Annotated in this window: 19 protein-coding genes, 1 other RNA gene and 1 pseudogene; 11 read left to right on the top strand and 10 right to left on the bottom strand. The window is 55.4% G+C overall.

The window, feature by feature from the left end:
* Window positions 1-94 precede the first annotated feature (94 nt).
* From ssuB to ssuE, 5 genes are read right to left on the bottom strand one after another with little or no spacing between them, the layout of a single operon-like run.
* A complete protein-coding gene (gene ssuB, locus FAZ14_RS01760) occupies window positions 95-883 on the bottom strand; it encodes an aliphatic sulfonates ABC transporter ATP-binding protein (RefSeq protein WP_038903998.1) in 789 nt (262 codons plus the stop codon).
* Window positions 880-1,671: an aliphatic sulfonate ABC transporter permease SsuC gene (gene ssuC, locus FAZ14_RS01755; protein ID WP_016940796.1), complete on the bottom strand. Its 792-nt coding sequence runs from the start codon at window positions 1,669-1,671 to the stop codon at window positions 880-882. Before ssuC ends, ssuB begins: the two co-directional genes overlap by 4 nt.
* A gap of 11 nt (window positions 1,672-1,682) precedes the next feature.
* Window positions 1,683-2,831: an FMNH2-dependent alkanesulfonate monooxygenase gene (ssuD, locus tag FAZ14_RS01750; RefSeq protein WP_153507960.1), complete on the bottom strand. Its 1,149-nt coding sequence runs from the start codon at window positions 2,829-2,831 to the stop codon at window positions 1,683-1,685.
* Window positions 2,832-2,862: 31 nt separating this feature from the next.
* Window positions 2,863-3,822, bottom strand: a complete 960-nt coding sequence (locus FAZ14_RS01745) for a sulfonate ABC transporter substrate-binding protein (protein WP_153507959.1) — start codon at window positions 3,820-3,822, stop codon at window positions 2,863-2,865.
* Between the two features lie 30 nt (window positions 3,823-3,852).
* Entirely contained in the window at window positions 3,853-4,407 is a 555-nt protein-coding gene (ssuE, locus tag FAZ14_RS01740) for an NADPH-dependent FMN reductase (RefSeq protein WP_038926186.1), read from the bottom strand.
* 459 nt (window positions 4,408-4,866) lie between these two features.
* Here ssuE and pyrD point away from each other — a divergent pair, with 459 nt between their 5' ends.
* The gene (pyrD, locus tag FAZ14_RS01735; RefSeq protein ID WP_016940792.1) at window positions 4,867-5,874 is read left to right on the top strand and encodes a quinone-dependent dihydroorotate dehydrogenase; all 1,008 of its coding nucleotides are present in this window, start codon (window positions 4,867-4,869) and stop codon (window positions 5,872-5,874) included.
* A 276-nt stretch (window positions 5,875-6,150) separates the two neighbouring features.
* Window positions 6,151-6,705 (top strand): cell division protein ZapC, encoded by a 555-nt coding sequence (locus FAZ14_RS01730; RefSeq protein ID WP_016940791.1) that lies wholly within the window; start codon window positions 6,151-6,153, stop codon window positions 6,703-6,705.
* A gap of 117 nt (window positions 6,706-6,822) precedes the next feature.
* Here the strand turns inward: FAZ14_RS01730 and FAZ14_RS01725 are convergent, their stop codons facing one another.
* The gene (locus tag FAZ14_RS01725; RefSeq protein ID WP_153507958.1) at window positions 6,823-7,926 is read right to left on the bottom strand and encodes a YcbX family protein; all 1,104 of its coding nucleotides are present in this window, start codon (window positions 7,924-7,926) and stop codon (window positions 6,823-6,825) included.
* 184 nt (window positions 7,927-8,110) lie between these two features.
* Here FAZ14_RS01725 and rlmKL point away from each other — a divergent pair, with 184 nt between their 5' ends.
* From rlmKL to rmf, 6 genes are all read left to right on the top strand, one after another.
* Complete coding sequence (gene rlmKL / locus FAZ14_RS01720) at window positions 8,111-10,234, top strand: bifunctional 23S rRNA (guanine(2069)-N(7))-methyltransferase RlmK/23S rRNA (guanine(2445)-N(2))-methyltransferase RlmL (protein ID WP_038926188.1); 2,124 nt, start codon at window positions 8,111-8,113, stop codon at window positions 10,232-10,234.
* 5 nt (window positions 10,235-10,239) lie between these two features.
* Complete coding sequence (locus FAZ14_RS01715) at window positions 10,240-12,174, top strand: ABC transporter ATP-binding protein (protein WP_153507957.1); 1,935 nt, start codon at window positions 10,240-10,242, stop codon at window positions 12,172-12,174.
* 217 nt (window positions 12,175-12,391) lie between these two features.
* Complete coding sequence (pqiA, locus tag FAZ14_RS01710; RefSeq protein ID WP_016940787.1) at window positions 12,392-13,660, top strand: membrane integrity-associated transporter subunit PqiA; 1,269 nt, start codon at window positions 12,392-12,394, stop codon at window positions 13,658-13,660.
* Window positions 13,647-15,293, top strand: coding sequence for an intermembrane transport protein PqiB (gene pqiB / locus FAZ14_RS01705; protein WP_420890224.1), 1,647 nt, complete (start codon window positions 13,647-13,649; stop codon window positions 15,291-15,293). The genes pqiA and pqiB overlap by 14 nt, the downstream gene beginning before the upstream one ends.
* Window positions 15,290-15,868 carry a membrane integrity-associated transporter subunit PqiC gene (gene pqiC / locus FAZ14_RS01700; RefSeq protein ID WP_153507956.1) on the top strand — a complete coding sequence of 193 codons (579 nt, stop codon included), beginning with the start codon at window positions 15,290-15,292 and terminating at the stop codon, window positions 15,866-15,868. Before pqiB ends, pqiC begins: the two co-directional genes overlap by 4 nt.
* Window positions 15,869-16,169: 301 nt before the next feature.
* Window positions 16,170-16,337, top strand: a complete 168-nt coding sequence (rmf, locus tag FAZ14_RS01695; protein WP_012884340.1) for a ribosome modulation factor — start codon at window positions 16,170-16,172, stop codon at window positions 16,335-16,337.
* Here the strand turns inward: rmf and FAZ14_RS01690 are convergent.
* A pseudogene (locus FAZ14_RS01690) lies at window positions 16,262-16,899 on the bottom strand (3-deoxy-7-phosphoheptulonate synthase). The gene rmf and the pseudogene FAZ14_RS01690 sit on opposite strands and share 76 nt — an antisense overlap.
* A gap of 175 nt (window positions 16,900-17,074) precedes the next feature.
* A complete protein-coding gene (gene ppsR, locus FAZ14_RS01685) occupies window positions 17,075-17,896 on the bottom strand; it encodes a posphoenolpyruvate synthetase regulatory kinase/phosphorylase PpsR (RefSeq protein WP_029456276.1) in 822 nt (273 codons plus the stop codon).
* A gap of 301 nt (window positions 17,897-18,197) precedes the next feature.
* Between ppsR and ppsA the strand changes: the two genes are divergently transcribed.
* Window positions 18,198-20,576 carry a phosphoenolpyruvate synthase gene (gene ppsA / locus FAZ14_RS01680; RefSeq protein WP_016940784.1) on the top strand — a complete coding sequence of 793 codons (2,379 nt, stop codon included), beginning with the start codon at window positions 18,198-18,200 and terminating at the stop codon, window positions 20,574-20,576.
* Between the two features lie 95 nt (window positions 20,577-20,671).
* Here the strand turns inward: ppsA and rprA are convergent.
* Together rprA and ydiK are read right to left on the bottom strand one after the other, a co-directional pair.
* An RNA gene (rprA, locus tag FAZ14_RS01675) (antisense sRNA RprA) lies at window positions 20,672-20,782 on the bottom strand.
* 232 nt (window positions 20,783-21,014) lie between these two features.
* On the bottom strand, window positions 21,015-22,115 hold the full coding sequence (gene ydiK / locus FAZ14_RS01670; RefSeq protein ID WP_420890242.1) for an AI-2E family transporter YdiK: 1,101 nt from the start codon (window positions 22,113-22,115) through the stop codon (window positions 21,015-21,017).
* A gap of 339 nt (window positions 22,116-22,454) precedes the next feature.
* Here ydiK and ydiJ point away from each other — a divergent pair, with 339 nt between their 5' ends.
* Window positions 22,455-25,514 carry a D-2-hydroxyglutarate dehydrogenase YdiJ gene (gene ydiJ, locus FAZ14_RS01665; RefSeq protein ID WP_153507955.1) on the top strand — a complete coding sequence of 1,020 codons (3,060 nt, stop codon included), beginning with the start codon at window positions 22,455-22,457 and terminating at the stop codon, window positions 25,512-25,514.
* Window positions 25,514-25,936: a hotdog fold thioesterase gene (locus tag FAZ14_RS01660; protein WP_016940780.1), complete on the top strand. Its 423-nt coding sequence runs from the start codon at window positions 25,514-25,516 to the stop codon at window positions 25,934-25,936. The genes ydiJ and FAZ14_RS01660 overlap by 1 nt, the downstream gene beginning before the upstream one ends.
* Window positions 25,937-25,945 lie beyond the last annotated feature (9 nt).

Below are 25,945 nucleotides of genomic sequence, written 5' to 3'. Positions count from 1 at the left end.
ATCCTGACGGCATCTGCCCGATGGAATAACGGTCATAAAAAACCACCGCTGCTCGCAGACGGTGGTTTTTTTACACCCGGAGCGGGTACACCTGTCAGGCGTGCGCCTGTGAAGGGTAGAGGGGCTCGCGAGCAGCAGGTGCTAAAATTCGCTCCAGCACTTGCGCTTCCAGCTCTGCCAGCCGGGCGGAGCCGCGACGGCGTGGGCGTGGCAGGTCAACCATGATATCCAGCCCGACGTGACCGTCTTCTATCAGGATAACCCGGTCGGCGAGGCTCACCGCCTCGCTGACGTCATGCGTCACCAGCACCACGGTGAACCCTTGTTGTAGCCACAATGATTCAATCAGCCCTTGCATCTCGATACGGGTCAGCGCGTCGAGTGCGCCCAGTGGTTCGTCCAGCAATAACAGGCCGGGGTGGTGGATCAGCGCCCGCGCCAGTGCCACTCGCTGCTTTTGGCCACCGGAGAGTGCCGTTGGCCAGTCAGCGGCCCGTGTCGATAATCCGACAGCCTCCAGTGCCTGATGCGCGTCAGGACGCCAGTCACCGCGCAACCCTAACCCGACATTGTCGATCACCCGTTTCCATGGCAGCAGGCGGGCTTCCTGAAACATCAACCGGATATCATCGCGCGCCTGATGAAGCGGGGCGCGACCGGCCAACAGTTCACCCTGGCTGGCGTGTTCCAGACCGGCCAGCAGTCGCAGCAGGGTGCTTTTACCGCAGCCGCTGCGACCGACTACCGCCACGAACTGACCGGACGGAATATGCAGATGTACGTCATTTAAGATGGTGCGCTGACCATAGCGTTTGGTCACACCGTTAATCAACACTGGCGTACCGACGTTCAGGCGCGCGGGTGGCGTAGGGGTGAATGTCATGCGTGTTCCTCCGTTCGTTGCCAACTGGGGTGCCAGCGTAGCCAGACGCGCTCCAGTGTCAGGGCGATGATATCCGCCAGTTTACCCAGCAGGGCGTACAGAATAATGGCTACCACCACCACATCGGTTTGCAGGAATTCGCGCGCGTTCATCGCCAGATAACCGATGCCGGAACTGGCAGATATTGTTTCCGCCACGATCAGCGTCAGCCACATCAAGCCGAGCGAAAAGCGCACACCGACCATGATCGACGGTAGCGCGCCGGGTAGCACCACCTCGCGGAACAGCCGAAAGCCCGATAACCCGTAACTGCGCGCCATTTCCAGCAAGCCGCTGTCGATGGTGCGGATGCCGTGGTAGGTGTTGAGGTAAATGGGGAACAGAGTGCCGAGCGCCACCAGAAAAATCTTGGCGCTCTCATCAATACCAAACCACAGGATCACCAGTGGGATCAGCGCCAGATGCGGCACATTGCGCAGCATTTGCATGGACGTATCCAGCAGGCGCTCACCCGTGCGGGATAACCCGGTAATAAACCCCAACACCAGCCCCAGCGTGCCGCCGATGGCAAACCCGGTTAGCGCACGCCAGGTGCTGATGCTAAGGTGCTGCCACAGTTCACCACTGCGGATAAGCCGCCAGAAGGTATGGGTGATTGCCTGCGGTGACGGCAGAATGCGGGTGGAAAGCCAGCCTGCGCTGGAAGCGAGTTGCCAGAGCACCACCAGCAGTAACGGCAGTAACCAGGGCGTCAGGCGTGCGGTGATCGGTGTCAGGATCCTCAGCATCGGTTTGCTCCTTAGCTTTGTGCCGCTTTGAGCAGCGGGACGAACTCGTTGCCGACGATTTCACCCTGTGAGCGCAGCGGCTGTGGCTGTGGCACCTCGGGTACCGCGACATCCAGATGCGGGAACAGCAGTTCGCCTACACGATAGGCCTCTTCCAGATGCGGGTAGCCTGACAACACAAAGGTATCGATACCCAAATCGGCATATTCCTGAATGCGCTGCGCCACCGTCGGCGGGTCGCCGATTAGAGCCGTCCCCGCACCGCCACGCACCAGACCGATGCCAGCCCACAAATTGGGGCTGATCTCCAGCTTGTCACGGCGACCGCCATGTAACGCCACCATGCGTTGCTGGCCCACGGAGTCAAAACGTTTCAGCGATGCCTGCGCTTCGGCGATGGTGTCGTCATCCAGCCGGGAGATCAGCCGATTGGCGGCCTGCCACGCCTCTTCATTGGTTTCACGTACAATCACGTGCAGGCGGATGCCGAACCGTACGCTACGCCCTTGTGCCGCGGCTTTGGCCCGCACACGTTCGACCTTTTCTTTCACCTGCTCGGGAGGTTCACCCCAGGTGAGGTAAAGCTCTACCTGTTCGGCGGCCAGATCCAGCGCCGCATCGGATGAACCGCCGAAATACAGCGGCGGGCGTGGCTGTTGTACCGGAGGGTAGTGCAGTTTGGCGCCTTTGACCTGAATGTGCTTGCCGTCGTAATCGACGGTTTCCCCTTCCAGTACCCGCCGCCAGATGCGGGTAAACTCGGCTGAAGCCTCATAGCGCTGTTCATGATCAAGGAACAGGCCTTCAGCGGCCAGTTCTTCCGGGTCACCGCCGGTCACCAGATTAAACAACGCCCGCCCGTTAGACAGTCTGTCCAGTGTGGCGGCCTGACGCGCGGCCAACGTTGGCGAGATAATTCCCGGTCGTAACGCCACCAGAAAACGCAAACGCTGGGTGACCGGGATCAGTGACGATGCCACCAGCCAGGAGTCTTCACAGGAGCGTCCGGTAGGGATCAGCACGCCGCCGAATCCCAGGCGATCCGCTGCCTGGGCTATCTGTTGCAGGTAACTGTAATCAACCGGGCGGGAATTTTCGCCGCGGCCAAAATAGCGGCCGTCACCGTGAGTAGGCAGAAACCAGAAAATATTCAGACTCATTCGTATCGTCTCCATGCAATCGTGCTGAGAATTAGGGGGTGACCGGCGCGTGCCAGATGCGGCTGGCGACATCCAGTCGGGTGGGGATCAGATGATTTTCGTAAAACAGATCAGCGGTGTGCTGCTGTGCCTGCAGGGTGTGTTCATCCACTGGCTTAATCACCGTAATTGGCCGGTGATCGAAATAGGTGCTGATGACAGCTTCCGGCAGACCCATGGCATTCGCCAGTAGCGTGACACTTTGCGCCCGCTGGCTGATGGTCAGGGCATCGGCCTGGGTCAGGGTGTTGAGCACCTGTTGCAGGAACGGACCGTATTGCCCGGCATAATGACGTGAGGCCAGATAGAACGACCCGGTCAGGTTCAGGTCAGTACCATCGGCCAGAACGCGGACACCCCCTTGCAACAGCGCTGCTGAATAGTAGGGATCCCAGATAGTCCAGGCATCGACGTTGCCTTGCTGGAACGCGGCACGGGCGTCTGCCGGTGTCAGATAGGCGGGCGTAATATCGGTGAAAGCCAGACCGGCTTTTTGCAGGTTACGCAGCAACAGGTTATGCGAGCTGGAGCCTTTCTGGAATGCTACTTTGCGGCCTTTCAGGTCGGCGACGGTCTTGATGGGGCTGTCGTCCCTAACCAGAATTACCTCGGCTTTGGGTTTCGGTGGTTCGACACCGATATAAACCAGATCGGCACCGGCTGCCTGGGCAAACAGCGGCGGAATATCACCGGTACTGCCAATATCAATACTGCCGATGTTTAGCGCTTCGAGCATTTGCGGCCCGGCGGGAAATTCAATCCAGCTAATTTTGGTATGCGGGAATTGCTTTTCCAGCAACTGGTGGGTTTTAGCCAGCACCAGGCTGACCGAACCTTTCTGAAAGCCGATGCGCAATTGTTCGGGGGCGTCGTCGGCATGGGCGAAAGTGGATACGCTAACAGCGGCGGTAAAAAGCAGCGTCAAGGCGGCGTGCTTAATCGAGGATAGCATGTGACTTCTTCCTTATAGATGAAACCGGAGTCAGGCGCTCTGACGCAGTGGTTCAGGCTGACGGCGAATCAATGCCTGAAAGAAAAGGTGCAACGCTTCTTGCAGACGCGTTTCCAGCACATCGTGGAAATGCGCAGTGCGATCGTAGTGACTTATCTGGCTGTCATCGGCAAATACGCCTTGCAGGATTTCCTGGGCTTTCAGCGCGTTTAGCACTGGCTTGAGGCTGTAGTCCATCGCCAGCATGTGAGCGACGGAACCAGCGGTAGACAGTGGCAATACCACTTTATGTTCCAGTGCCCGCTCTGGCAGCAGGTCCAGCAAGGTTTTCAGCGCGCCGGAGAACGATGCTTTATAAATTGGGGTAGCGACCAGCACACCCTCGGCGCTGGCGAGCTGTTCGTTCAGGGTTTGCAACGCCGGGCTGTCGAAACGGGCATTGAGCAGGTCTTCCGGCGGGAAATTATGCAGATGCCACGGCAACACCTCGACACCTTTGGCTTCCAGCCATTTTCCAGCGTGGTGTAGTAAAGCCGTTGACCGGGAAGGGTAGCGGGGGCTTCCTGCCAGCGTGATAACGCGCATAGTGACTCCTTATATACCCGTCATACTTCAAGTTGCAGATGCGTTGGCTTTCTTACTCGGCCCATCCCTGGGCCTCGCCCTTTCAGGGCCGCAGCGAGCTGCGTTCAAATCTGCTCCCGGCAGATTTGTCACTCACCCCAGTCACTTACTAATGTAAGCTCCTGGGGATTCGCTGCGTTGCCGCCTTTCTGCAACTCGAATTATTTTGGGTATAACCAAATGGTATCGTTTTTCACAATTTAATAACTGTTTGGCTAGTCTGGCAGAGGAGGGAGAGGGTCGGAAAATGATTTATTGTGGAATGAAAAGTGAAAAAACGGATAAAAAAGCTCCAACCCAGCAGCAAGAAAGGAAAACGATTGCGTTGTTGTGGCGTTTTTTAGCTCAGGTCAATTCCCTTTCGCCCGTTGATGGATGATAATACGCCCCCGGTTTATAACCGGGAATTCAGGAGAAGTCATGTATCCCCTCATTCGTAAAGCGTTATTCCAGCTCGACCCCGAACAGGCGCACGAGTTTACCCTGCATCAGTTGCGCCGTATCACCCACACCCCGTTTGAATGGCTGGTTCGTCAGTCAGTCCCTACCAAGCCGGTAACCTGCATGGGGCTGTCGTTTCGCAACCCGCTGGGGCTGGCCGCCGGGCTGGATAAAGATGGCGAGTGCATTGATGCGCTCGGCGCGATGGGGTTCGGCTTTATCGAAGTCGGCACCGTGACACCGCGTCCGCAACCGGGTAATGACAAGCCGCGCCTGTTTCGGGTGGTGGAGGCCGAAGGGCTTATCAACCGCATGGGGTTCAATAACCGTGGGGTCGATAATCTGGTGGAAAATGTCAAACAGTCGCGTTTTGGCGGCGTGTTGGGCATTAATATCGGCAAAAATAAAGACACGCCGGTAGAGCAGGGAAAAGAGGATTATCTGATCTGCATGGATAAGGTCTATTCTCATGCCGGTTATATCGCTATCAACATTTCCTCTCCCAATACACCGGGACTACGCACACTGCAATATGGTGATGCGCTGGATGATTTGTTACAGGCTGTAAAAGATAAACAGGCTGAGCTGCACGCCCGTTATCAAAAATATGTGCCGGTCGCGGTAAAAATTGCGCCGGATCTTTGTGAAGAAGAATTGATCCAAATTGCCGATAGTCTGGTACGCCATAATATCGATGGTGTGATAGCCACCAATACCACGCTCGACAGACAATTGATTCAGGGCTTGAACCATTGTGGGCAAACGGGGGGATTAAGTGGGCGTCCGTTGCAACTGCGCAGCACCGAAGTCATTCGTCGACTGTCACAGGAATTGCAGGGGCGATTGCCGATTATTGGCGTCGGCGGAATTGATTCTGTGGTCGCTGCCAGAGAAAAATTAGCCGCCGGGGCGACGCTGGTTCAGATTTATAGCGGATTTATTTATCGTGGACCGCGCCTGATTAAAGATATTGTTACCCACATCTGATTTTTCATTCCCGTTATATAGCGTTGGGGGTTTATTTATCCCCCGCGCTGGTCTATATTTTCTTCGTTTGTGCAAAAATACAGCATCATCGTGCCTGATAGGGTATTTTTAACGCTATCGATGACAACAGATAGCCTATACCCAGAATAATTCGAGCAGCAGGCAAGCTGATTACACCTAATTCATTTCGGTTGCTTATTGATGTGGCACCGATTATTCATCTTGGCCTGTTTTCCGGGACTTTGGCATCAGTAAGGCATAAATAAAGGTAATGTGATGAAATTAACCCCTGATGATAGCTGGCGCTGGTATTTCGATACCGATCAGGCGCGCCTGATGCTTGATCTGGCCAACGGCATGGTATTTCGTTCCCGTTTCTCTTCTTCAATGCTAACGCCGGATGCGTTTACGCCCAGCGTATTCTGTGTTGAAGATGCCGCACTGTTTTTCACTTATCAGGAGAAATGCCAGACACTGGCGTTATCGGCTGAAGCTCGGGCTGAACTGATATTGAACGCGCTGGTGGCGAATCGTTTCCTGAAACCGATGATGCCGAAAAGCTGGCATTTCGTGGCGCAACCCCAGGCTCAGGTAGTGGTGCAAACCGGCGATCAGGTTAGCGTACAACTCAATGAACGCCCGGAAACGGCGAATTTCATGGTGGTAGAGGCCGGTGATAAAGCCAGCCTGTGCGTGCTGGCGCAAGGGCAATTGACGCTCAGCGGGAAAGCGATGCAACTGGGCGATGCCATCAAAATCATGCACGACCGTCTCAGTCCAGCGGTGGAAGAAAACGACGAAACATCGGCGCGTTACGCCTTTGCCGGTTGAATATTGACGACGCGAGGCGTGTTGCCCCGCGCCATGCATAACCTGTCAGGTTAATGCTATTGATCAGGCAAATACTATTGATCAGGCAAATACTATCGATCAGATTAACGTCATTGATCAGGTTAACGTAATATCCCCAGCCGGAATGCAACTGCATGCCAGTATGGTTCCGTCCTCTCCCTGCGCGCTGGCTTTCAGCGGCGACACCTCACCGTCGTTGAGTGTCAGTCGGCAGCAACCGCACAACCCGGCCCGGCATGAATAAGGAACGCGAATTCCTTGCTGTTCCAGCTGCTCCAATAGAATTTGCTGGTTGTTGCCGGTAAAACGTGTCCCTTGATAGGTAATTTGTACCGGTTTGGCTGCACTGGGTGGCGGTGTCAGGCTTTCTGTGACGGCACCTGCGCCATAAGGACGGGGCGGTTTCGTCGACAGTACCTCGACGCTGTCGCCTGTGCGGATGATGCCGCTATTGCGGGCGATAAGATTGAGGCCAAAATCGACATCGCCGTTTTCCGCTGTTCGGTATTGTTGCAGCGTCGCCAGTGGCTCGCCTGCCGGATGTTTGCGTCCACGTTCTGGACTCACTGTGGTCAGCACACAGCGGCTACAGGGTTTTGCCACATCAAACATCACGTCGCCGATGCGCAGGGTCTGCCAACTGTCTTCAGCGAACGCCTCTGCACCACTGACCACCAGATTAGGGCGGAATTGCTCGATACGGATACCGGCACCGCAACGGTTGCGTACATCGTTAAACGATGCGTCGTTGACAAGCAGGAAGGGATAACCGTCGGCAAACCCCAGCGGGATATCCGGGTGGCGTTTGACACGGCGTGACAGCGTCGGCCCTTGCCAGCGTAGTTGTACCGGTCGTTGCAGATAACTGCTCAGCCAGTGGTTGACGGCATCGGGGGCGATCCGGGCCTGAAAATGATTACCCCAGACTTCTGTTGGCGCGGTGTCAGGGGCGAAATCGTCAAAGCGTACCAGACAGGTCTGCCCATCAGGCGCGGACAGGAACACCCCCTCGTGCGTCAGCGCTGGCGTGAACAGCACCAGTTGTGGAAACTGACGGGCAGTAATGAAGGTGCCATCGGGCTCGGTGATCATAAACATACGGTCAAACGCCAGGCCGCTGGGGCTGGCCATCGCCTGTGACAATTGCAGACCACGCATGGATTTAACCGGGTGAACAAAAAGCCGACTTAACACAATCACGGTGAGGGTTCCTTGCTGACGTAAAGCGGCAACTTTATGACAAGCCGCCGGGATTAGCTATAATGCGCCTCAATTTTCTTTATCGATGCCGGTTTTCTTGCCGGTGCGTTTTTTTCGAGGACGTTTTCTTTCGTTGAGAGCGTTCTTTTCAAGGTCGTCCTTTAGTGAAGGTAATCGTCGCGATATGAACTCTCTGTTTGCCAGCACGGCACGTGGTCTGGAAGAATTGTTAAAAAGTGAACTTGAAGCGCTGGGCGCGCAGCACTGCACGGTGGTGCAGGGCGGGGTGCACTTTCAGGGAGACGATCGGCTGTTGTACCAAAGCCTGATGTGGAGCCGACTGGCATCGCGCATCCTGCTGCCGCTCAACGAGTGTAAAGTTTATAGCGATCTGGACCTGTATCTTGGGGTGCAGGCGATAGACTGGAGTTCGGTGTTTGACGTCAATCATACCTTTGCCGTGCATTTTACCGGCACCAATGATGAGATTCGCAACAGCCAGTACGGCGCGCTCAAGGTGAAAGACGCGATTGTCGACAGCTTCAGCCGTAAAACCGGCCAGCGCCCGGATGTTGCCCGTCAGCAGCCCGATATCCGTATTAATGTTTTTCTGCAACGCGAGAAGGCCAGCATCGCGCTGGATCTTAGCGGCGAGAGTCTGCATTTGCGCGGCTACCGCGACATGGCCGGACAGGCACCGCTCAAAGAAAACCTGGCTGCGGCGATTGTGCTGCGTTCCGGCTGGGAAACCGGTACGCCGATGGTGGACCCGATGTGTGGCTCCGGTACGCTGCTGATTGAAGCGGCGATGATGGCGGCCGATCGCGCTCCCGGCTTGCATCGCCAGCATTGGGGTTTTCTGGCCTGGCAAAAACATAACCCAACGCTGTGGAAAAGCATTACCACTGAGGCACAGGAGCGTGCCCGAGCGGGTTTGCAGGCCACCACCTCTCGTTTTTTCGGTTCCGATATTGACCGCCGTATGGTGGAGATCGCCAGCAGCAACGCGCGCCGTGCTGGTGTCAGTTCCCTGATTCGGTTTGAAGCCCATGACGCTACACAGTTAAAGAACCCGTTGCCGCAAGGGCCGACGGGGACGGTGGTCAGTAACCCGCCTTATGGCGAGCGTCTGGAGAGCGAACCGGCGCTGATTGCGTTGCACAACCTGCTCGGTCGTAAAATGAAAAGCGAGTTCGGCGGCTGGAAACTGTCGCTGTTTAGCGCCTCGCCAGAATTGCTCAGTTGCCTGCAACTACGTGCTGATCGCCAGTTCAAAGCCAAAAACGGCCCGCTGGAGTGCGTGCAGAAGAATTACCAACTGGCGGCAAACGAAAACGGTGCGCCAGCTACGGCCACCTTTGCCGAGGATTTCGCCAATCGCCTGCGCAAGAATCTGCGTAAGCTGGAGAAATGGGCGCAGCAGCAGGGCATTGAGTGTTATCGCCTGTATGACGCCGACCTGCCGGAATATAACGTCGCGGTAGACCGTTACGGTGATCGGGTGGTGATTCAGGAATACGCACCGCCGAAAAGCGTTGATGCCCAGAAAGCGCGCCAGCGCCTGTTTGATGTGATTAACGCCACCCTGAGCGTACTGGGGTTGCCCGCCAGTCATCTGATATTGAAAACCCGCGAGCGTCAGAAAGGCAAAAACCAGTACGAAAAGCTGGCGGAGAAAGGGGAGTTCCTGCAGGTATCGGAGTTCAACGCCAAACTGTGGGTTAACCTGACCGATTATCTGGACACCGGGCTGTTTCTCGACCACCGCATCGCACGCCGTATGCTGGGCGAAATGGGTAACGGCAAGGATTTCCTCAACCTGTTCGCGTACACCGGCAGCGCCAGTGTGCACGCCGGGCTTGGCGGCGCACGCTCTACAACCACGGTGGATATGTCGCGCACTTATCTGGAATGGGCGGAGAAAAACCTGCGTCTTAACGGCCTGACCGGTCGTCAGCACCGGCTGATCCACGCCGACTGCCTGGCATGGATGCGGGAAACCCACGAACAGTTTGACCTGATTTTTATCGACCCGCCGACCTTCTCCAACTCGAAACGGATGGACGAATCGTTTGATGTACAGCGTGACCACCTGATGCTGATGACCCAGCTCAAACGCCTGTTGCGCCCTCGCGGTACCATCCTGTTTTCTAACAACAAACGCGGATTCCAGATGGACAAGGCCGGGCTTGCCACGCTGGGGCTGGAAGCGAAAGAAATTACTGCGCAAACACAGTCGCAGGATTTCGCCCGTAACCGTCAGATTCACAACTGCTGGCTGTTGAAACACGCCGGCGAGGAAAAATAACCACTATGTCATTGATCAGTTTATCCGGTGCCTGGCTATCGTTCAGCGATGCGCCGTTGTTGGACAACACCGAACTGCATATTGAAGACAACGAGCGTGTATGTCTGGTTGGGCGTAACGGTGCTGGCAAATCCACCTTGCTGAAAATTCTGGCAAAAGAAATCCCGCTGGATGACGGTCGGCTGGTGTACGAGCAAGACCTGATTGTGGCGCGCTTGCAGCAGGATCCGCCGCGTGATATCGACGGCACGGTGTTTGATTTTGTGGCCGAAGGCGTCGCGGCGCAGGCAGAATACCTGAAAGCCTACCATGTCGCGTTGCGTCAGGTCGGGGAAGACCCCAGCGAGAAGAACCTGAATCAACTGGCGAAGATTCAGGACGTGCTGGATCACCAAGGGCTGTGGAAGCTGGAAGACCGTATCAACGAGGTGTTGGAGCAACTGGGGTTATCGGCGGATACGCCGTTGTCGGCGTTGTCCGGTGGCTGGCTGCGTAAAGCCGCGTTAGGGCGGGCGTTAGTCAGCGCACCGCGGGTATTGTTGCTGGACGAACCCACCAACCACCTGGATATCGACACTATCGACTGGCTGGAAGGTTTCCTCAAAGCATTTTCCGGCAGCATTGTGTTTATTTCCCATGACCGGTCGTTTATTCGCAACATGGCGACCCGTATTGTCGATCTGGATCGCGGTAAGATGGTGTCCTGGCCTGGCGATTACGACAAATACTTGCTGGGGAAAGAAGAGGCGCTGCGGGTGGAAGAACTGCAGAATGCGGAATTCGACCGCAAACTGGCGCAGGAAGAAGTGTGGATTCGCCAGGGCATCAAAGCCCGTCGTACCCGTAATGAAGGTCGGGTGCGGGCGCTCAAGGCGATGCGACAAGAGCGGGCTGAGCGCCGTGAAGTCATGGGCAACGCCAGAATGCAGGTGGAAGAAGCGGCCCGTTCCGGCAAGATAGTGTTTGAACTGGAAGACGTACAGTATCAGGTTGACGGGAAAACACTGGTATCGGGCTTTTCTGCCCAGGTACAACGCGGCGATAAAATCGCGCTGGTCGGGCCGAATGGCTGCGGTAAAACCACGCTGTTAAAGCTGATGCTGGGTCAACTGGCACCGACATCCGGGCGTATTCACTGCGGTACCAAGCTGGAAGTGGCGTATTTCGATCAGCACCGTGCTGAGTTAGACCCGGAAAAAACGGTGATGGATAACCTCGCCGAAGGTAAACAGGAAGTGATGGTCAACGGTCGTCCGCGCCATGTACTGGGGTATCTTCAGGACTTCCTGTTCCACCCGAAACGCGCCATGACACCGGTAAAAGCGCTGTCAGGTGGGGAGCGTAACCGTCTGTTACTGGCGCGGTTGTTCCTCAAACCCAGCAACCTGCTGATTCTCGACGAACCGACCAACGATCTGGACGTGGAAACGCTGGAATTGCTGGAAGAACTGTTGGAAAGTTATCAGGGAACCGTGCTGCTGGTCAGCCACGATCGTCAGTTCGTTGATAACTCGGTCACCGAGTGCTGGATTTTTGAAGGCAACGGCCTGATTGGCCGCTATGTCGGCGGGTATTATGATGCCCAATACCAGCGTGCGTCCTCTGCGCCGTTGCGAAGTGCTGCGCCCGTAAAAAGCGTGGCGACCAAAGAAGACCTTGATAGCGAGAGCGCACAAAGCACACCGGCCGCACAGCCAGCTAAACGCAGCGGCGGCAAGCTCAGTTATAACCAACAGCGTGAACTGGAACAGTTGCCGCAACGTATTGAAGCACTTGAGGGTGAGATTGCCTCGCTACAACAGCAGATGAATGACCCGGCATTCTTTTCCCGATCGCATGATGAAACTCAGCCCGTGCTGGCGGCGCTGGCGCAAGCGGAACAGCAACTGGAGACCTGTTTTGAGCGCTGGGAAGCGCTTGAGGCACAGAAGAACGGCTAAAGCGTGGCGTTGTGCCGCTGTGCGTCATTTTTAACGCGGATGTTTTTTAACAGTTCGCGGATGTTTTCTAACAGTTAATGTTTTTTTAGCGGTAATGTTTTTTAACGGCAATAGCCGGAGTGTTAAGGCGAGCGCCTCCATCGCGTTAACACCCCGGTCATGCCGGTGCGGCAGTATGAGCGATTGTCGTTATCAGCCAGGCCACAGGAGGCGGCGAATGGGTGAGCATCACCACCACTATGACCAGCATATGCTGTGTCCGCATTGTGATCTGCTGGTAGAACTGCCGACATTACAGGATGGGCAGCGGGCGGTGTGCCCGCGTTGTAAAACCGCGTTGTCCAGCCGTCAGCGCGAGCCGCGCTGGCGTCCGGCCAGTTTCGCGTTTAGCGCACTGATGATGTTGCTGCTGTCCATGCTGTTTCCTTTCGTTTCGATGAGCGTGGCCGGTATTCGCAGTGAAATCACCTTACTGGAAATTCCCCAGGTAATGGTGGCGGAAAACTACGCCAGCATGGCGACGCTTTTTCTGCTGTTTGCCCAGTTGGTTCCCGCCTGCTCGATGACGGTGATCCTGTTACTGTGTCTGCGTGCACCGTTGCCTGATGGGGTGCGGCGTCTGTTTACCCGCCTGCTGTTCCAGTTAAAAAGCTGGGGCATGGCGGAAATCTTCCTGGCTGGCGTGCTGGTCAGCTTCGTCAAACTGATGTCATACGGCGATATTGGCATCGGTGCCAGTTTTATTCCGTATATCGTTTTCTGTCTGTTGCAACTGTTGGCTTTTCAGAGTCTGGATCGTCGCTGGTTGTGGGATGACGTCGCACCACCGCCGCTGATGCCAGCCGGGCTGGAGGTCGGGCGGGTTGGACAAGCGCAAGGGGTGCGTTCCTGTCACTGTTGCAGTGCCATTTTGCCTGCCGGGGTCGTGCGTTGCCCACGCTGCCATACCCATGGTCATGTGCGGCGGCGTCATAGTTTGCAGTGGACGTTGGCGCTGCTGTTCACGTCGGTATTGCTGTATGTCCCTGCCAACCTGATGCCGATTATGGTGACTGAAGCCCTGGGGCATAACGTCACCTCGACCATCATGTCCGGGGTTATCCTGCTGTGGGACTCCGGGTCGTGGCCGGTCGCGTTGGTGATTTTTGTCGCCAGTATCATGGTACCCACGCTTAAAATGCTGGCGATGGGGTGGTTGTGCTGGTGTGCGCACGGCGCGCGTCGTCATGATACCGAACGTCTGCACCGGGTGTATGAGGTTGTGGAGTTTGTGGGGCGTTGGTCCATGATCGATGTTTTTGTTATCGCCGTACTGTCGGCGATGGTGCGTATGGGCCGACTGATGAGCATTTATCCGGCCATCGGCGCGGTGTTGTTTGCCACCGTGGTCATTCTGACCATGATTGCCGCAATGGCCTTTGATCCCCGCCTGTTGTGGGATAGGCATCACGTGCAAGGAGAGGAGCATTCTGTTGACGAACACTAACCAAGGTATGGCGCAGATAGAGACTATCAAACGCTGGTCGCCGGTATGGATAGTACCGATTGTGACCGTGCTGATTGGCGCCTGGATTCTGTTTTATCACGTGAGTCATCAGGGGCCGGAGATTACGCTGACCACCAGTAATGCGGATGGAATCGAGCCGGGAAAAACGGCGATTAAAAGCCGTAGCGTAAACGTGGGCGTGGTGGAAGGGGTGAGGCTCAGCGAAGACTTGCACCAGGTGGAGATCAAGGCACGGTTAAACGACGGCATGGATAAACTGCTGAGCAAGGATTCGGCGTTTTGGGTCGTCAAGCCACAGATAGGCCGTGAGGGCGTTTCCGGGTTGGGGACGTTGCTGTCCGGCGCGTTCATCCAACTTCAGCCAGGCTCCAGCAAGGAAGACAGCCGTTCGTTCAAACTACTGGATTCACCACCGCTGGCGTCACCTGACGCGAAAGGGATCCGTATTATTCTCAACAGTATACAGTCCGGGCAGTTGAGCGCGGGCGATCCAGTGCTGTTTCGTGGCTATCGGGTGGGCTCGGTAGAAACCAGCCATTTTGATCCCGCCGCCAGAAAAATACAGTATCAACTGTTTGTCGCCTCACCTTATGACCAACTGGTGACATCGAATGTCCGTTTCTGGAAAGACAGCGGCGTGGCGCTCAATCTGTCGGCACAGGGAATGCGGGTGGAGATGGGATCGCTGAGTACGCTGCTAAGCGGCGGCGTCAGTTTTGATGTGCCTACCGGTTGGGACATCGGTAGCCCGGCGCATGAGCGTGATCAATACCAACTGTTTGATAATCAGAACAGTATTCAGGATTCGCTTTACACCGAATACAAAGAGTATTTGCTGTTTTTCGACGAGTCGGTTCGTGGCTTGCAGGCGGGGGCACCGGTCGAGTTTCGTGGCATCCGCCTGGGGACCGTGACCGAAGTGCCGTTCTTCCCTAAAAACATGTCGCAGCGTTTTGATAGCGATTATCGCATTCCGGTCCTGGTACGCATCGAACCAGGGCGGCTCAAGCCGGGGTTACGTGGCCAGATCAACCTGGAACGAGAGTTAAGCAAAGGTGCCGATTCGGGGATGCGGGCATCGATGAAGACCGCCAATTTGTTGACCGGTGCGTTGTATGTGGATCTGGATTTTTACCCGCCACAGAAAGGCCGGATGACGTCGCTGACGCAAGTAGATGGTTATCCGGTGCTGCCGACGGTGAATGGCGGCCTGACGCAGATTCAGCAAAAGCTGATGTCGGTGTTGGATAAGATCAATGGCCTGCCACTCAATCCGATGGTGGAACAGGCAACGAAAACCCTGACAGAGAGTCAGTCCACCCTGCGTGAGTTGCAGAAAACGCTGGCGTCACTCAATAAACTGACCAGTAGCGATGCGATGCAGCAGTTGCCCGCGGATATGCAACGCACCTTGCGTGAGCTGAACAGTAGCCTGCAGGGAGTACAGCCCGGCTCACCGGCCTACAACCGCATGGTGGTCGATATGCAACGCCTCGATCAGACGTTGCGTGAGTTGCAGCCGCTGCTGCGTACCCTGAATGACAAGAGTAACGCGCTGATTTTCGAGGCACCGGCTGCCCGTGATCCACAACCGAAGAAGGCGAAACCATGATAAAGAAATGGCCGTTGTGGCTGGTGTTGTTGCTGGCTGCCTGTAGCAGCCCACAGAAAGTCTATTATCAACTGCCTGCTACGACGCAGGGGACAACGCAGGGGACAGCCAGCCTGTCGGTGACGCCAGCCGACAGTCGCCAGTTGTGGGTAGCGCCTGTTGTCCTGAGCGATTCACTGGCTGGAAACGGCATCGTGTTCCAGACCTCAGCAGTGCGTTATACCATCGCCACCAATAATCTGTGGGCCAGCCCGCTGGATCAGCAACTACAGCAGGCGTTGGCATCGTCGTTACGCACTCGTCTGCCGGAGTGGAATGTGGTGACTAACGGTGTTGCCAGCGCGGCGGCGTCCAGTTTACAAATCAATGTGACTGCGTTTCAGGGGCGCTTTGACGGTAAAGCGGTTATCCAGGGGGATTGGGTGCTGCGCAGCAACAAGCGTATCGTGACCCAGCCGTTTAGTCTTGAGGTGTCACAAACCGAAGATGGTTATGACGCACTGGTTGCCGCGCTTGGCAAAGGCTGGCAGCAGGTAGCGGAGCAGATTAGTCAGCGGCTATTAGCCGGGAATTGAGACTTATCTGACGTGAAACTCGGATGTCTTATACCGAGAGAGATTGAGTTATAGCAAATACCTCTGAATCCCGTTTTTGTGAGCATGATCGGGTTTCAGGGGTTTTGTTTTTGTCTCAGCCGGTTAGCGCGAAATGTGGTTTTATTCTACGGAAAATTCTTCATTCTGGTTCACAAATATGACAATGACGTGAATTTTGCGCCTTGATCTTCGTCTCCCAAATGGCTATTCATAGAGTGTGGTTGCATGAAAAACGACCACTGTTTTCTTTCCACCAGAGTCGAAATGAGGGAAACAAGGCATGAAGAGACAGAAAAGAGATCGTCTGGCACGGGCGCATTCACGGGGCTACCAGGCTGGTATCATTGGCCGGTCCAAGGAGCTCTGTCCTTATCAATCTATCGATGCCCGGTCTAACTGGTTGGGAGGCTGGCGAGAAGCCATGGAGGACAGGGCAGTGATGGCCTGATCACGCCTTGTCAATCGAAAAGGGAAAACCTCCGCCGCGGCGGAGGTTTTCGTTTTAAGGTGTGGGTAATACAGTGCGCCGATGGCTCCCCAACTGATGGTATCGGCAATGTACTGCCCGGTGACGATATCCAGAAACTCGGTGGCGGTTGGCAGCCTGAGCGCGTTGATATCCAGCAGCAACTGGCGTGCCCGCATCAATCCTTCATTGATCAGGAAGCTGCCGTTAAGCTGTGGATCAGCTATCAGCCCTTTCCAGCCCACCACGGTGCGTGGTTTTTAGAAGTAGGTCCGCATGACGATTTCCAGCCGGTGCTGGTATCGCATCCGTAATGTAGCCAGGCGTTGGGCGTAGTCTTTGGCGCTATCAATATGGTGAATGGAACATGGGCCAATGATCACCAGCAAACGGCAGTCTTGCCCGGAAAGATACGTTCTATGTGTGCGCGTGAGGCGATGACGGTGTCGGCGATATCCGGTGTGAGCGGAAGCTCGGTCAATAGTTCATGCGGCGTCATCAGACTGGCTAGTCGCTCACTGCGCAGCTCATCAGTGGGTTGCATGGATAATCTCTGAGTGTGAGTTAAATCTGTCTTATCAGGCTACTTTGTCATTTCTGGTCAGCCTGCTCTACTCGCAGTGAGGTGGCCGAAGGGCCACCGATATACCTGCGTGCTACATAGCCACAATGGGGGTAGTTTATCATTGGAGGCGTGCGACTCCGATGAATGAAAGTAGTTAATACATACGTCTATTTATTCCCATCAGGTCAATAATTCTGGCTGATATCTCTTCTACCGAGTAATTGGTGGTGTTGATGTAGCGAATTTGGTGACGACGGAATAACGATTCCACTTCGCTCAGCTCCATACGGCATTGCCGTAGGGACGCGTACCGGCTGTTGCCGCGTCGTTCTTCACGAATGGCGGTGAGGCGCTCGGCATCAATGGTTAACCCGAACAGCTTTTGCTGATAAGGCTTGAGCGCGTCTGGCAATAACAGGTTGTCCATGTCATCGGCGGTGAAAGGATAGTTGGCGGCGCGAATGCCAAATTGCATCGCCAGATAAAGGCTGGTGGGGGTTTTGCCGCAACGGGACACCCCCAGCAGGATCACCTGTGCCTGATCGAGATTTCGCAATGAAATACCATCATCATGCGCCAGCGTATAGTCGATGGCGGCGATGCGGGCGTCATACTTGATCAGGTTGTTGGCGGTTAATCCGTGGGTGCGATTGGCGACCGGCGTTGGTGAAACCCCCAACTCCTGCTGTAGCGGTGCGACCAGTGCTTGCACGATATCCTGACAAAATCCTTCACTGCCGACGATGATGTCGCGGATAGCGGGCGTGACAATGGAGTAGAATACCAGTGGGCGCACGCCGTTTTGATGGTATAAGCTATTAATCTGATCGCGAACGGCAGTAGCCCGGGTTTCATTATCGACAAACGGCAAGGTGTAGCTGGTGGTACCGACCGGAAACTGGGACATGACCGCATGGCCTAACACTTCTGCGGTAATGGCCGTGCCGTCGGATACATAAAATACGCTTCTTTCCATACTGACTCCTTAAATGCCCTCGCTGGCTATCATAAGACTTTTGTGCCGAAAATCAGGTGTTTCCTGACTTTTTTGTTGAAACGGCGTTTCATTATCCGCATGATTACGATGATATTATTTCACAATATTGGGATTTTTCTGACTTTTAGCAATCTCAATCCGCGAATTCCTTTTTTTTTCACTTGGTTGATCGATTCACCTTTCCGTCCTTTTTAAAACCCTGTGCTACGCTGATAAAGCCGAAACTCATTCACGGCGAAATATTTCACACCCTAATTGTATGCAAAAAGGATTATTTTCGATGTCTAACAACGGCCCTGATATGCGTAATGTCCTGTGGTATAACCAGCTTGGTATGCACGACGTTGAGCGGGTGGGAGGCAAAAATGCCTCGCTGGGGGAAATGATCACGAATCTGTCGGAACTTGGGGTGTCGGTTCCGAATGGTTTTGCGACCACCGCCCAGGCGTTTAATGACTTTCTTAACCAAAGCGGTATCAATCAGCGTATCTATGAGCTGTTGGATCGCACCGATGCCGACGACGTCAGCCAGTTGGCTAAAGCCGGTGCACAGATTCGTCAGTGGATTATTGATACGCCATTCCAGCCGGAGCTGGAGCAGGCTATCCGTAGCGCCTATCAGCAACTGGCGGATGGCGAACCGGACGCATCCTTTGCGGTGCGCTCGTCGGCAACGGCGGAAGACATGCCGGATGCGTCCTTCGCGGGTCAGCAGGAAACCTTTCTTAACGTACAGGGCATAGACGCCGTGATGGTGGCGGTGAAGCATGTGTTTGCCTCACTGTTTAACGACCGCGCCATCTCTTATCGTGTGCATCAGGGCTATGATCACCGTGGCGTGGCGTTATCTGCCGGGGTACAGCGCATGGTGCGTTCGGATCTGGCGGCTTCGGGCGTTATGTTTACGCTGGATACCGAATCGGGTTTCGATCAGGTGGTATTTATTACCGCTGCCTGGGGCCTGGGTGAAATGGTGGTGCAGGGGGCGGTGAACCCGGATGAGTTTTATGTGCATAAACCGACGCTGCTGAGCGGCAAACCGTCGATTGTGCGCCGCAATATGGGCTCGAAGAAAATTCGTATGGTGTATGCCGCAACGCAAGAGCACGGCAAACAGGTGCGGGTGGAAGACGTGGAAGAAGCACAGCGTACCCGGTTTTGTCTGAGTGATGACGAAGTGCAGGCGCTGGCGCATCAGGCGCTGTTGATCGAAAAACACTATGGCCGCCCGATGGATATCGAGTGGGCCAAAGATGGTCACACCGGCAAGCTTTACATCGTGCAGGCACGACCGGAAACGGTACGCTCCAACGGTCAGGTGATGGAGCGTTATCATCTGCCCGCGGGCGGCAAGGTGTTGGTGGAAGGCCGTGCTATCGGTCATCGCATCGGTGCCGGTGAAGTGAAAATCGTCCATGACATCAGTGAAATGCATCGAGTGAATGCGGGTGATGTGCTGGTGACTGACATGACCGACCCTGACTGGGAACCGATCATGAAAAAAGCGGCGGCTATCGTCACCAACCGTGGCGGGCGTACCTGCCATGCGGCGATTATCGCCCGTGAACTGGGTATTCCTGCGGTAGTGGGATGCGGCGATGCCACGGAGCGTTTGCAGAACGGCCAGAAAGTCACCGTGTCCTGTGCTGAAGGCGATACCGGCTATGTCTATCAGGATTTGCTGGACTTCACCGTGAAAAGCTCGCAGGTGGACGCCATGCCGTCGCTACCGCTGAAAATCATGATGAACGTCGGTAACCCGGACCGGGCATTCGACTTCGCCTGCCTGCCAAATGAAGGGGTTGGGTTGGCGCGCCTCGAGTTCATCATCAACAGGATGATTGGGGTTCACCCGCGTGCGTTGCTGGAGTTTGAGCAGCAAACGCCGGAATTGCAGCGTGAAATCCGTACCCTGATGCAGGGGTATGACGATCCGGTAGAATTCTATATCGAACGTCTGAAAGAGGGTATCGCGACGCTGGCGTCAGCGTTCTGGCCGAAGCGCGTGATCGTGCGTTTGTCTGATTTCAAATCCAATGAGTATGCCAACCTGCTGGGCGGTACTCGCTACGAACCGGAAGAAGAAAACCCGATGCTGGGCTTCCGTGGCGCAGGTCGTTATGTCTCGCCGAATTTCCGTGCCTGCTTTGCGCTGGAATGTGAAGCGGTGAAACGGGTCCGCAACGGCATGGGGCTGACCAATGTCGAAGTAATGATTCCGTTTGTACGCACCGTGGCGCAAGCGGAGGCCGTGGTGGCGGAACTGGCGAATCAAGGGCTGAAACGTGGCGAGAATGGCCTGAAAATCATCATGATGTGTGAAATCCCGTCTAACGCTTTGTTGGCGGATGAGTTCCTGAAACACTTTGATGGTTTCTCTATCGGCTCGAACGACATGACCCAGCTTACGTTGGGGCTGGACCGCGACTCCGGTGTCGTCTCCGAGTTGTTTGACGAACGCAATGACGCGGTGAAGGCGTTGCTGGCAATGGCGATCCGTGCTGCGAAAAAACAAGGCAAATACGTTGGAATCTGTGGTCAGGGGCCGTCTGACCATGAAGATTTCGCGGCCTGGCTGATGGATGAAGGTATTGATAGCCTGTCGCTGAACCCGGATACCGTGGTGCAGACCTGGCTGAGCCTGGCTGAAAAACGCTAATATTTCGTCTGACTGTTCGATTATAGCTAACCGCCCGGCGTAGATGCCGGGCGGTTTTTTTATGCCCGTGGGCGGTACTGGCGGCGAAACGCAGATAAAAAAAATGCCCACCTCGGGGGATGGGCAAAGACTACACACAGCAATTCGTTACTAGCTCTGACGAGGAGAAACCTCACTGACAAACATTACGTTAACAATAGCTCCGGGTATGAATACTAGATTTTTGGCCGAGTTGAGTCATTAGGAATCATCCTAATGGTTAATTATTTTTGAATTATTGATTTGCGATAAAAGTGTTTTTTTCAGGAAAATTGATCTGAAGTAGAGTTAAATAGCAAAAATAGTGCTTTATGGCTGGGGGGTTTCTTAAAAAGATAAACTTATCTTACATATTAGGAATATTCCCGGTGCGGATTACACCGGGAAATGATGCCGTAGTCAGGGTTTTTTGTGATGGTGTGAGAGTGTGCGGATCGGCTGCGGTTCCGGTGAGGCTTTCATCCAGGCCGACAACAGACGGTAGGACACCGCCAACACTACCGGGCCAATAAATAACCCGATCATGCCGAATGCCAGTAACCCGCCGATGACGCCGGACAAGATCAGCAACATCGGTAAATCCGCGCCCATACGAATCAGCAACGGACGAATAATGTTATCCAACGTGCCGACGACACAGCTCCAGACCAGCAAGATGGTGCCCCAGGTGGTGTCGCCGCTCCAGTACAACCAGATAATGGCTGGTACCAGTACGGTTAACGGGCCGATTTGCGCCACACAAGACAAAAACATCAATACCGTGAGCAGCGTGGTGTAGGGGATGCCAGCCAGCGCCAGACCAATACCGCCCAGCACCGACTGTACGATGGCGGTGACGACAACCCCAAGCGCGACCGCCCGAATAGCCTGAGCCGCCAGAATCACCGCCGAATCCCCGCCTTTTCCCCCCAGCCGAATCGCAAACCGGCGTACGCCCAGAGCCACCTGATCGCCTTTGCTGTACAGCAACACGCTAAATAGTACCATCAGTGCGCAGTGCATCAGGAAACGGCCGACATGTGCCGCCTGAGAAACGACCCAGGAGGCAGTCTGGCCGATATAGGGTTGGATTTTGGCAATCAGCGCCGGGCCACCGCTGTGCGCCAGCGCATGCCAACTGCTGTGCAACTTGGCACCTACCAGCGGGATGGATTGCAGCCAGTCAAGCGCTGGCGGGGTCATCCGCCCCTGCGCACTGACCCAGTTGATCAGGTTGGAGGCGTTGTCTATGACGCTACTGACCAGAATGGATGTCGGGAAAACGAACAACAAGACCAGCAGTATGGTCATGACGATAACGGCCAGCGAACGGTATCCCCAGAGTATCTGCTGCAATCGGATAAGCAGCGGCCAGGTGGCGATAACCACCATACTGGCCCAGGCGAACCCGAGAATAAAAGGTTGTACGACCCAGAAGCAGGCAATGATCATAATGCCAATAAATAACAGGCTAAACAGTATTCGAGCGAGATCGAATCGCTGTGACTGAGATTGTCTCATCAAGAGAGGTTACCTCGTTAATTCAGGCGACAGGCCTAATGCAAGATGATGAAAACAGGGCTGGCAGTCATGTCTGTCTGGCTGACAGGTCAGAAGCCGGGCCAGAATTTATCATGCGTGATTTACAGCGATTTGCACAGTGATTCCTGAGCGTAAGCGGCTATTGGCACTATGTCGCAACATGGATTTATGGCCGTTGCCTGTTTAAGTTTTTGTTGATCCGTTGACGCACTACCGGGGGAAATATGATAAAACGAAAGGCCTGCAGGTAGCGGATTGCTGCCCGCCGACACGTATTTTATTGGCAAACACCTCTCGCATGGACAGGGTCAACAGATAATGATCCCACAGATCACACAGGCGCCGGGAATCGTTCAACCGGTGCTGAGCTTTTTGGAAGCCTTGAAACAACACGGTTTTACCGGCGATATCGCCACGCAGTACGCTGATCGCCTGACAATGGCGACGGATAACAGTATCTATCAGTTATTGCCGGACGCGGTGGTGTTTCCCCGCTCGACCGCTGACGTATCGCTGCTCGCCCGGCTGGCAGGTGAAGCGCGTTTTCATGAGCTGGTGTTCACGCCACGTGGCGGCGGCACCGGCACCAACGGACAGTCGCTCAACCACGGTATTGTGGTGGATATGTCGCGCTACATGAACCGCATTCTGGAAATCAATCCAGAGCAAGGGTGGGTACGAGTAGAAGCCGGGGTTATCAAGGATCAACTGAACCAGTACCTGAAACCGTACGGCTACTTTTTCTCGCCGGAGCTCTCCACCAGTAACCGTGCGACGCTGGGCGGTATGATTAATACCGATGCCTCGGGGCAAGGGTCGCTGGTGTATGGCAAAACCTCAGACCATGTGTTGGGTTTGCGCGCGGTACTGCCTGGTGGTGAACTGCTGGATACGCGGGCGATGCCGGTCGCGCTGGCAGAACAACTGGCGCAGGAAGATTCACCGGTCGGGCGTATATACCACACTGTACTGCATCGTTGCCGCGAGCAGCGCCAGCTGATTATCGACAAATTCCCCAAGCTGAACCGTTTTCTGACCGGGTATGACCTGCGGCATGTGTTCAGCGATGATATGCAAACCTTTGATCTGACCCGCATTCTGACCGGTGCGGAAGGGACGCTGGCGTTTATTACTGAAGCGAAGCTGGATATCACGCCGCTGCCCAAGGTGCGGCGGCTGGTCAATGTCAAATATGACTCGTTCGATTCTGCCTTACGCAACGCGCCGTTCATGGTGGACGCCCGCGCCCTGTCGGTGGAGACGGTGGATTCGAAAGTGCTGAATCTGGCTCGCGAGGACATCGTGTGGCACTCGGTCAGCGAACTTATTACCGATGTCCCCGGCGAAGAGATGCTGGGGTTAAACATTGTCGAGTTTGCTGGTGACGATGAAACGCTTATCGATGGCCAGGTGGCCTCGTTGTGCGAACGTCTGGATGGACTGCTGGTTAGCCGTGAAGCCGGGGTGATCGGCTATCAGGTTTGTCGTGATCTGGTGGGGATCGAGCGTATTTACGGCATGCGCAAGAAAGCGGTCGGTCTGCTTGGCAACAGCAAAGGGCTGGCAAAGCCGATCCCGTTTGCGGAAGACACCTGTGTACCGCCGCAGCATCTGGCGGATTATATTGCCGAATTCCGTGCACTGCTGGATAGTCACCACCTGAGTTACGGTATGTTTGGCCACGTCGATGCCGGGGTGTTGCATGTTCGTCCGGCGCTGGACATGTGCGACCCACAGCAGGAAGTGCTGATGAAGCAGCTTTCCGATCAGATAGTGGCGCTCACCGCCAAATACGGTGGCCTGCTATGGGGTGAACACGGTAAAGGTTTCCGTGCTGAATACAGCCCGGCATTTTTTGGGCCGGAATTGTATGACGAGTTGCGCCGAATCAAGGCCGCGTTTGACCCGGATAACCGCCTCAACCCCGGCAAGATCTGTGCGCCGCTGGGGGTAGATGCGCCGATGATGAAAGTGGACGCGGTAAAACGCGGCACCTATGACCGGCAGATTCCGCTAACGGTGCGTACCGCTTACCGTGGTGCCATGGAGTGCAACGGTAACGGTCTGTGCTTCAATTTCGATACCCGCAGCCCGATGTGCCCGTCGATGAAAATCACTGGCAACCGTATCCACTCGCCGAAAGGGCGTGCCACGCTGGTGCGTGAATGGCTGCGTTTGTTGTCAGAGCAAGGGGTAGACCCGCTGGTACTGGAGCAGGCACTGCCGCGCCAGCGCGTCAGTTTTCGTGGCCTGATCGCCAAAACCCGCAATACCCTGGCGGCGCGTCAGGGCGAGTATGACTTCTCGCATGAGGTCAAAGAGGCGATGTCCGGTTGTCTGGCCTGTAAAGCCTGCTCGACGCAATGCCCGATCAAAATTGATGTGCCCGGCTTTCGTGCCCGTTTTCTGCAACTGTACCACACCCGTTACCTGCGACCGGCCCGCGACTATCTGGTCGCCGATGTGGAAAGTTACGCCCCATTGATGGCGCGCAGCCCGAAAGTGTTTAACTTTTTCCTGAGCCAGCCGTGGGTCAATACGATTAGCCGCACGGTGATCGGTATGGTGGATTTGCCGTTACTGTCGACACCATCGCTGCGCCAGCAGTTTGTTGGTCACCGGGCGATGACCACCACGCTGGAGCAACTGGAGCAGATGTCAACGCAGGCCCGTGCTGATCACGTGCTGATCGTGCAGGATCCCTTTACCAGCTATTACGATGCACAGGTGGTGGCGGATTTTGTCCGGTTGGTCGAAAAATTGGGTTTACGGCCAGTGCTGCTACCGTTTTCACCGAACGGTAAACCGCAGCATATCAAAGGATTCTTGCAGCGTTTTGCGAAAACCGCCGGTAAAACCGCCGAGTTTCTGAATCGGGTTGCCCGCCTGGGGTTACCGATGGTGGGGGTCGATCCGGCGCTGGTGCTGTGTTATCGGGACGAATACCGTGAAGTGCTGGGCGATAGGCGCGGTGAGTTTCAGGTACAACTGGTACATGAGTGGTTGACGACGCTGGTGAACAGCCGTGATGACCGGGCTGCGGCCCTGCGTGACGAGCCGTGGTATTTGTTCGGTCACTGCACTGAGACCACGGCATTGCCCGCCAGCGGACAACAGTGGGCGGCGATTTTTGCGCATTTTGGTGCCCGGCTGGAAAATGTCAGTGTCGGTTGTTGTGGTATGGCCGGTACTTACGGTCATGAAACCCGCAATCTGGCCCATTCTCAGGGGATCTATGCTCTTTCCTGGCAACCGTCCCTGCAACGGCTGCCGCAGGCGCGTTGTCTGACTACCGGCTATTCCTGTCGGAGTCAGGTTAAGCGCATGGAAGGGCGTGGAGTCAAACATCCGTTGCAGGCGTTGCTGGAGCTGGTGTGATGCTGTGGAAACGTAGTGTAAATATAGAACAACTCAACCAGATGGCGGTGGGCGGTATGGCCGGTCATATCGGTATCCGCATGACGCACCTGAGTGACGATACGCTGGAAGCGGTGATGCCGGTGGATCATCGCACCCGCCAGCCGTTCGGTCTGCTGCATGGCGGGGCGTCGGTGGCGCTGGCGGAATCGCTTGGCTCTATCGCCGGTTACTTGTGTTCGGAAGGCGACCAACGGGTAGTGGGGGTGGAGATTAACGCTAACCACCTGCGGGCGGTCACCGAAGGCGAAGTGCGAGGAGTGTGTCGTGCGTTGCACACCGGTAAACGGATGCAAGTCTGGCAGATTGATATTTTCGACAGCCAGGATCGGCTGTGCTGCACCTCACGACTGACCACCGCGGTGATTTCACCCGACGCCTGATCTCTGTCT

It is taken from the genome of Dickeya oryzae (genome assembly GCF_009372235.1).
Lineage (GTDB): Bacteria > Pseudomonadota > Gammaproteobacteria > Enterobacterales > Enterobacteriaceae > Dickeya > Dickeya oryzae.
Note: the sequence above shows the minus strand (reverse complement) of the source record. Positions and strands in the feature narration are given on the sequence as shown.

What these genes read in the sequence shown, in the direction of transcription:
- rlmKL (WP_038926188.1), top strand. Translation starts at nt 8,111, where the DNA reads ATGAACTCTCTGTTTGCCAGCACGGCACGTGGTCTGGAAGAATTGTTA.
- FAZ14_RS01660 (WP_016940780.1), top strand. Translation starts at nt 25,514, where the DNA reads ATGCTGTGGAAACGTAGTGTAAATATAGAACAACTCAACCAGATGGCG.
- pqiC (WP_153507956.1), top strand. Translation starts at nt 15,290, where the DNA reads ATGATAAAGAAATGGCCGTTGTGGCTGGTGTTGTTGCTGGCTGCCTGT.
- ssuC (WP_016940796.1), bottom strand. Translation starts at nt 1,671, where the DNA reads ATGCTGAGGATCCTGACACCGATCACCGCACGCCTGACGCCCTGGTTA.
- FAZ14_RS01745 (WP_153507959.1), bottom strand. Translation starts at nt 3,822, where the DNA reads ATGCTATCCTCGATTAAGCACGCCGCCTTGACGCTGCTTTTTACCGCC.
- pyrD (WP_016940792.1), top strand. Translation starts at nt 4,867, where the DNA reads ATGTATCCCCTCATTCGTAAAGCGTTATTCCAGCTCGACCCCGAACAG.
- ppsR (WP_029456276.1), bottom strand. Translation starts at nt 17,896, where the DNA reads ATGGAAAGAAGCGTATTTTATGTATCCGACGGCACGGCCATTACCGCA.
- ssuD (WP_153507960.1), bottom strand. Translation starts at nt 2,831, where the DNA reads ATGAGTCTGAATATTTTCTGGTTTCTGCCTACTCACGGTGACGGCCGC.
- ydiK (WP_420890242.1), bottom strand. Translation starts at nt 22,115, where the DNA reads ATGAGACAATCTCAGTCACAGCGATTCGATCTCGCTCGAATACTGTTT.
- ppsA (WP_016940784.1), top strand. Translation starts at nt 18,198, where the DNA reads ATGTCTAACAACGGCCCTGATATGCGTAATGTCCTGTGGTATAACCAG.
- FAZ14_RS01730 (WP_016940791.1), top strand. Translation starts at nt 6,151, where the DNA reads ATGAAATTAACCCCTGATGATAGCTGGCGCTGGTATTTCGATACCGAT.
- ydiJ (WP_153507955.1), top strand. Translation starts at nt 22,455, where the DNA reads ATGATCCCACAGATCACACAGGCGCCGGGAATCGTTCAACCGGTGCTG.
- ssuE (WP_038926186.1), bottom strand. Translation starts at nt 4,407, where the DNA reads ATGCGCGTTATCACGCTGGCAGGAAGCCCCCGCTACCCTTCCCGGTCA.
- ssuB (WP_038903998.1), bottom strand. Translation starts at nt 883, where the DNA reads ATGACATTCACCCCTACGCCACCCGCGCGCCTGAACGTCGGTACGCCA.
- rmf (WP_012884340.1), top strand. Translation starts at nt 16,170, where the DNA reads ATGAAGAGACAGAAAAGAGATCGTCTGGCACGGGCGCATTCACGGGGC.
- pqiA (WP_016940787.1), top strand. Translation starts at nt 12,392, where the DNA reads ATGGGTGAGCATCACCACCACTATGACCAGCATATGCTGTGTCCGCAT.
- FAZ14_RS01715 (WP_153507957.1), top strand. Translation starts at nt 10,240, where the DNA reads ATGTCATTGATCAGTTTATCCGGTGCCTGGCTATCGTTCAGCGATGCG.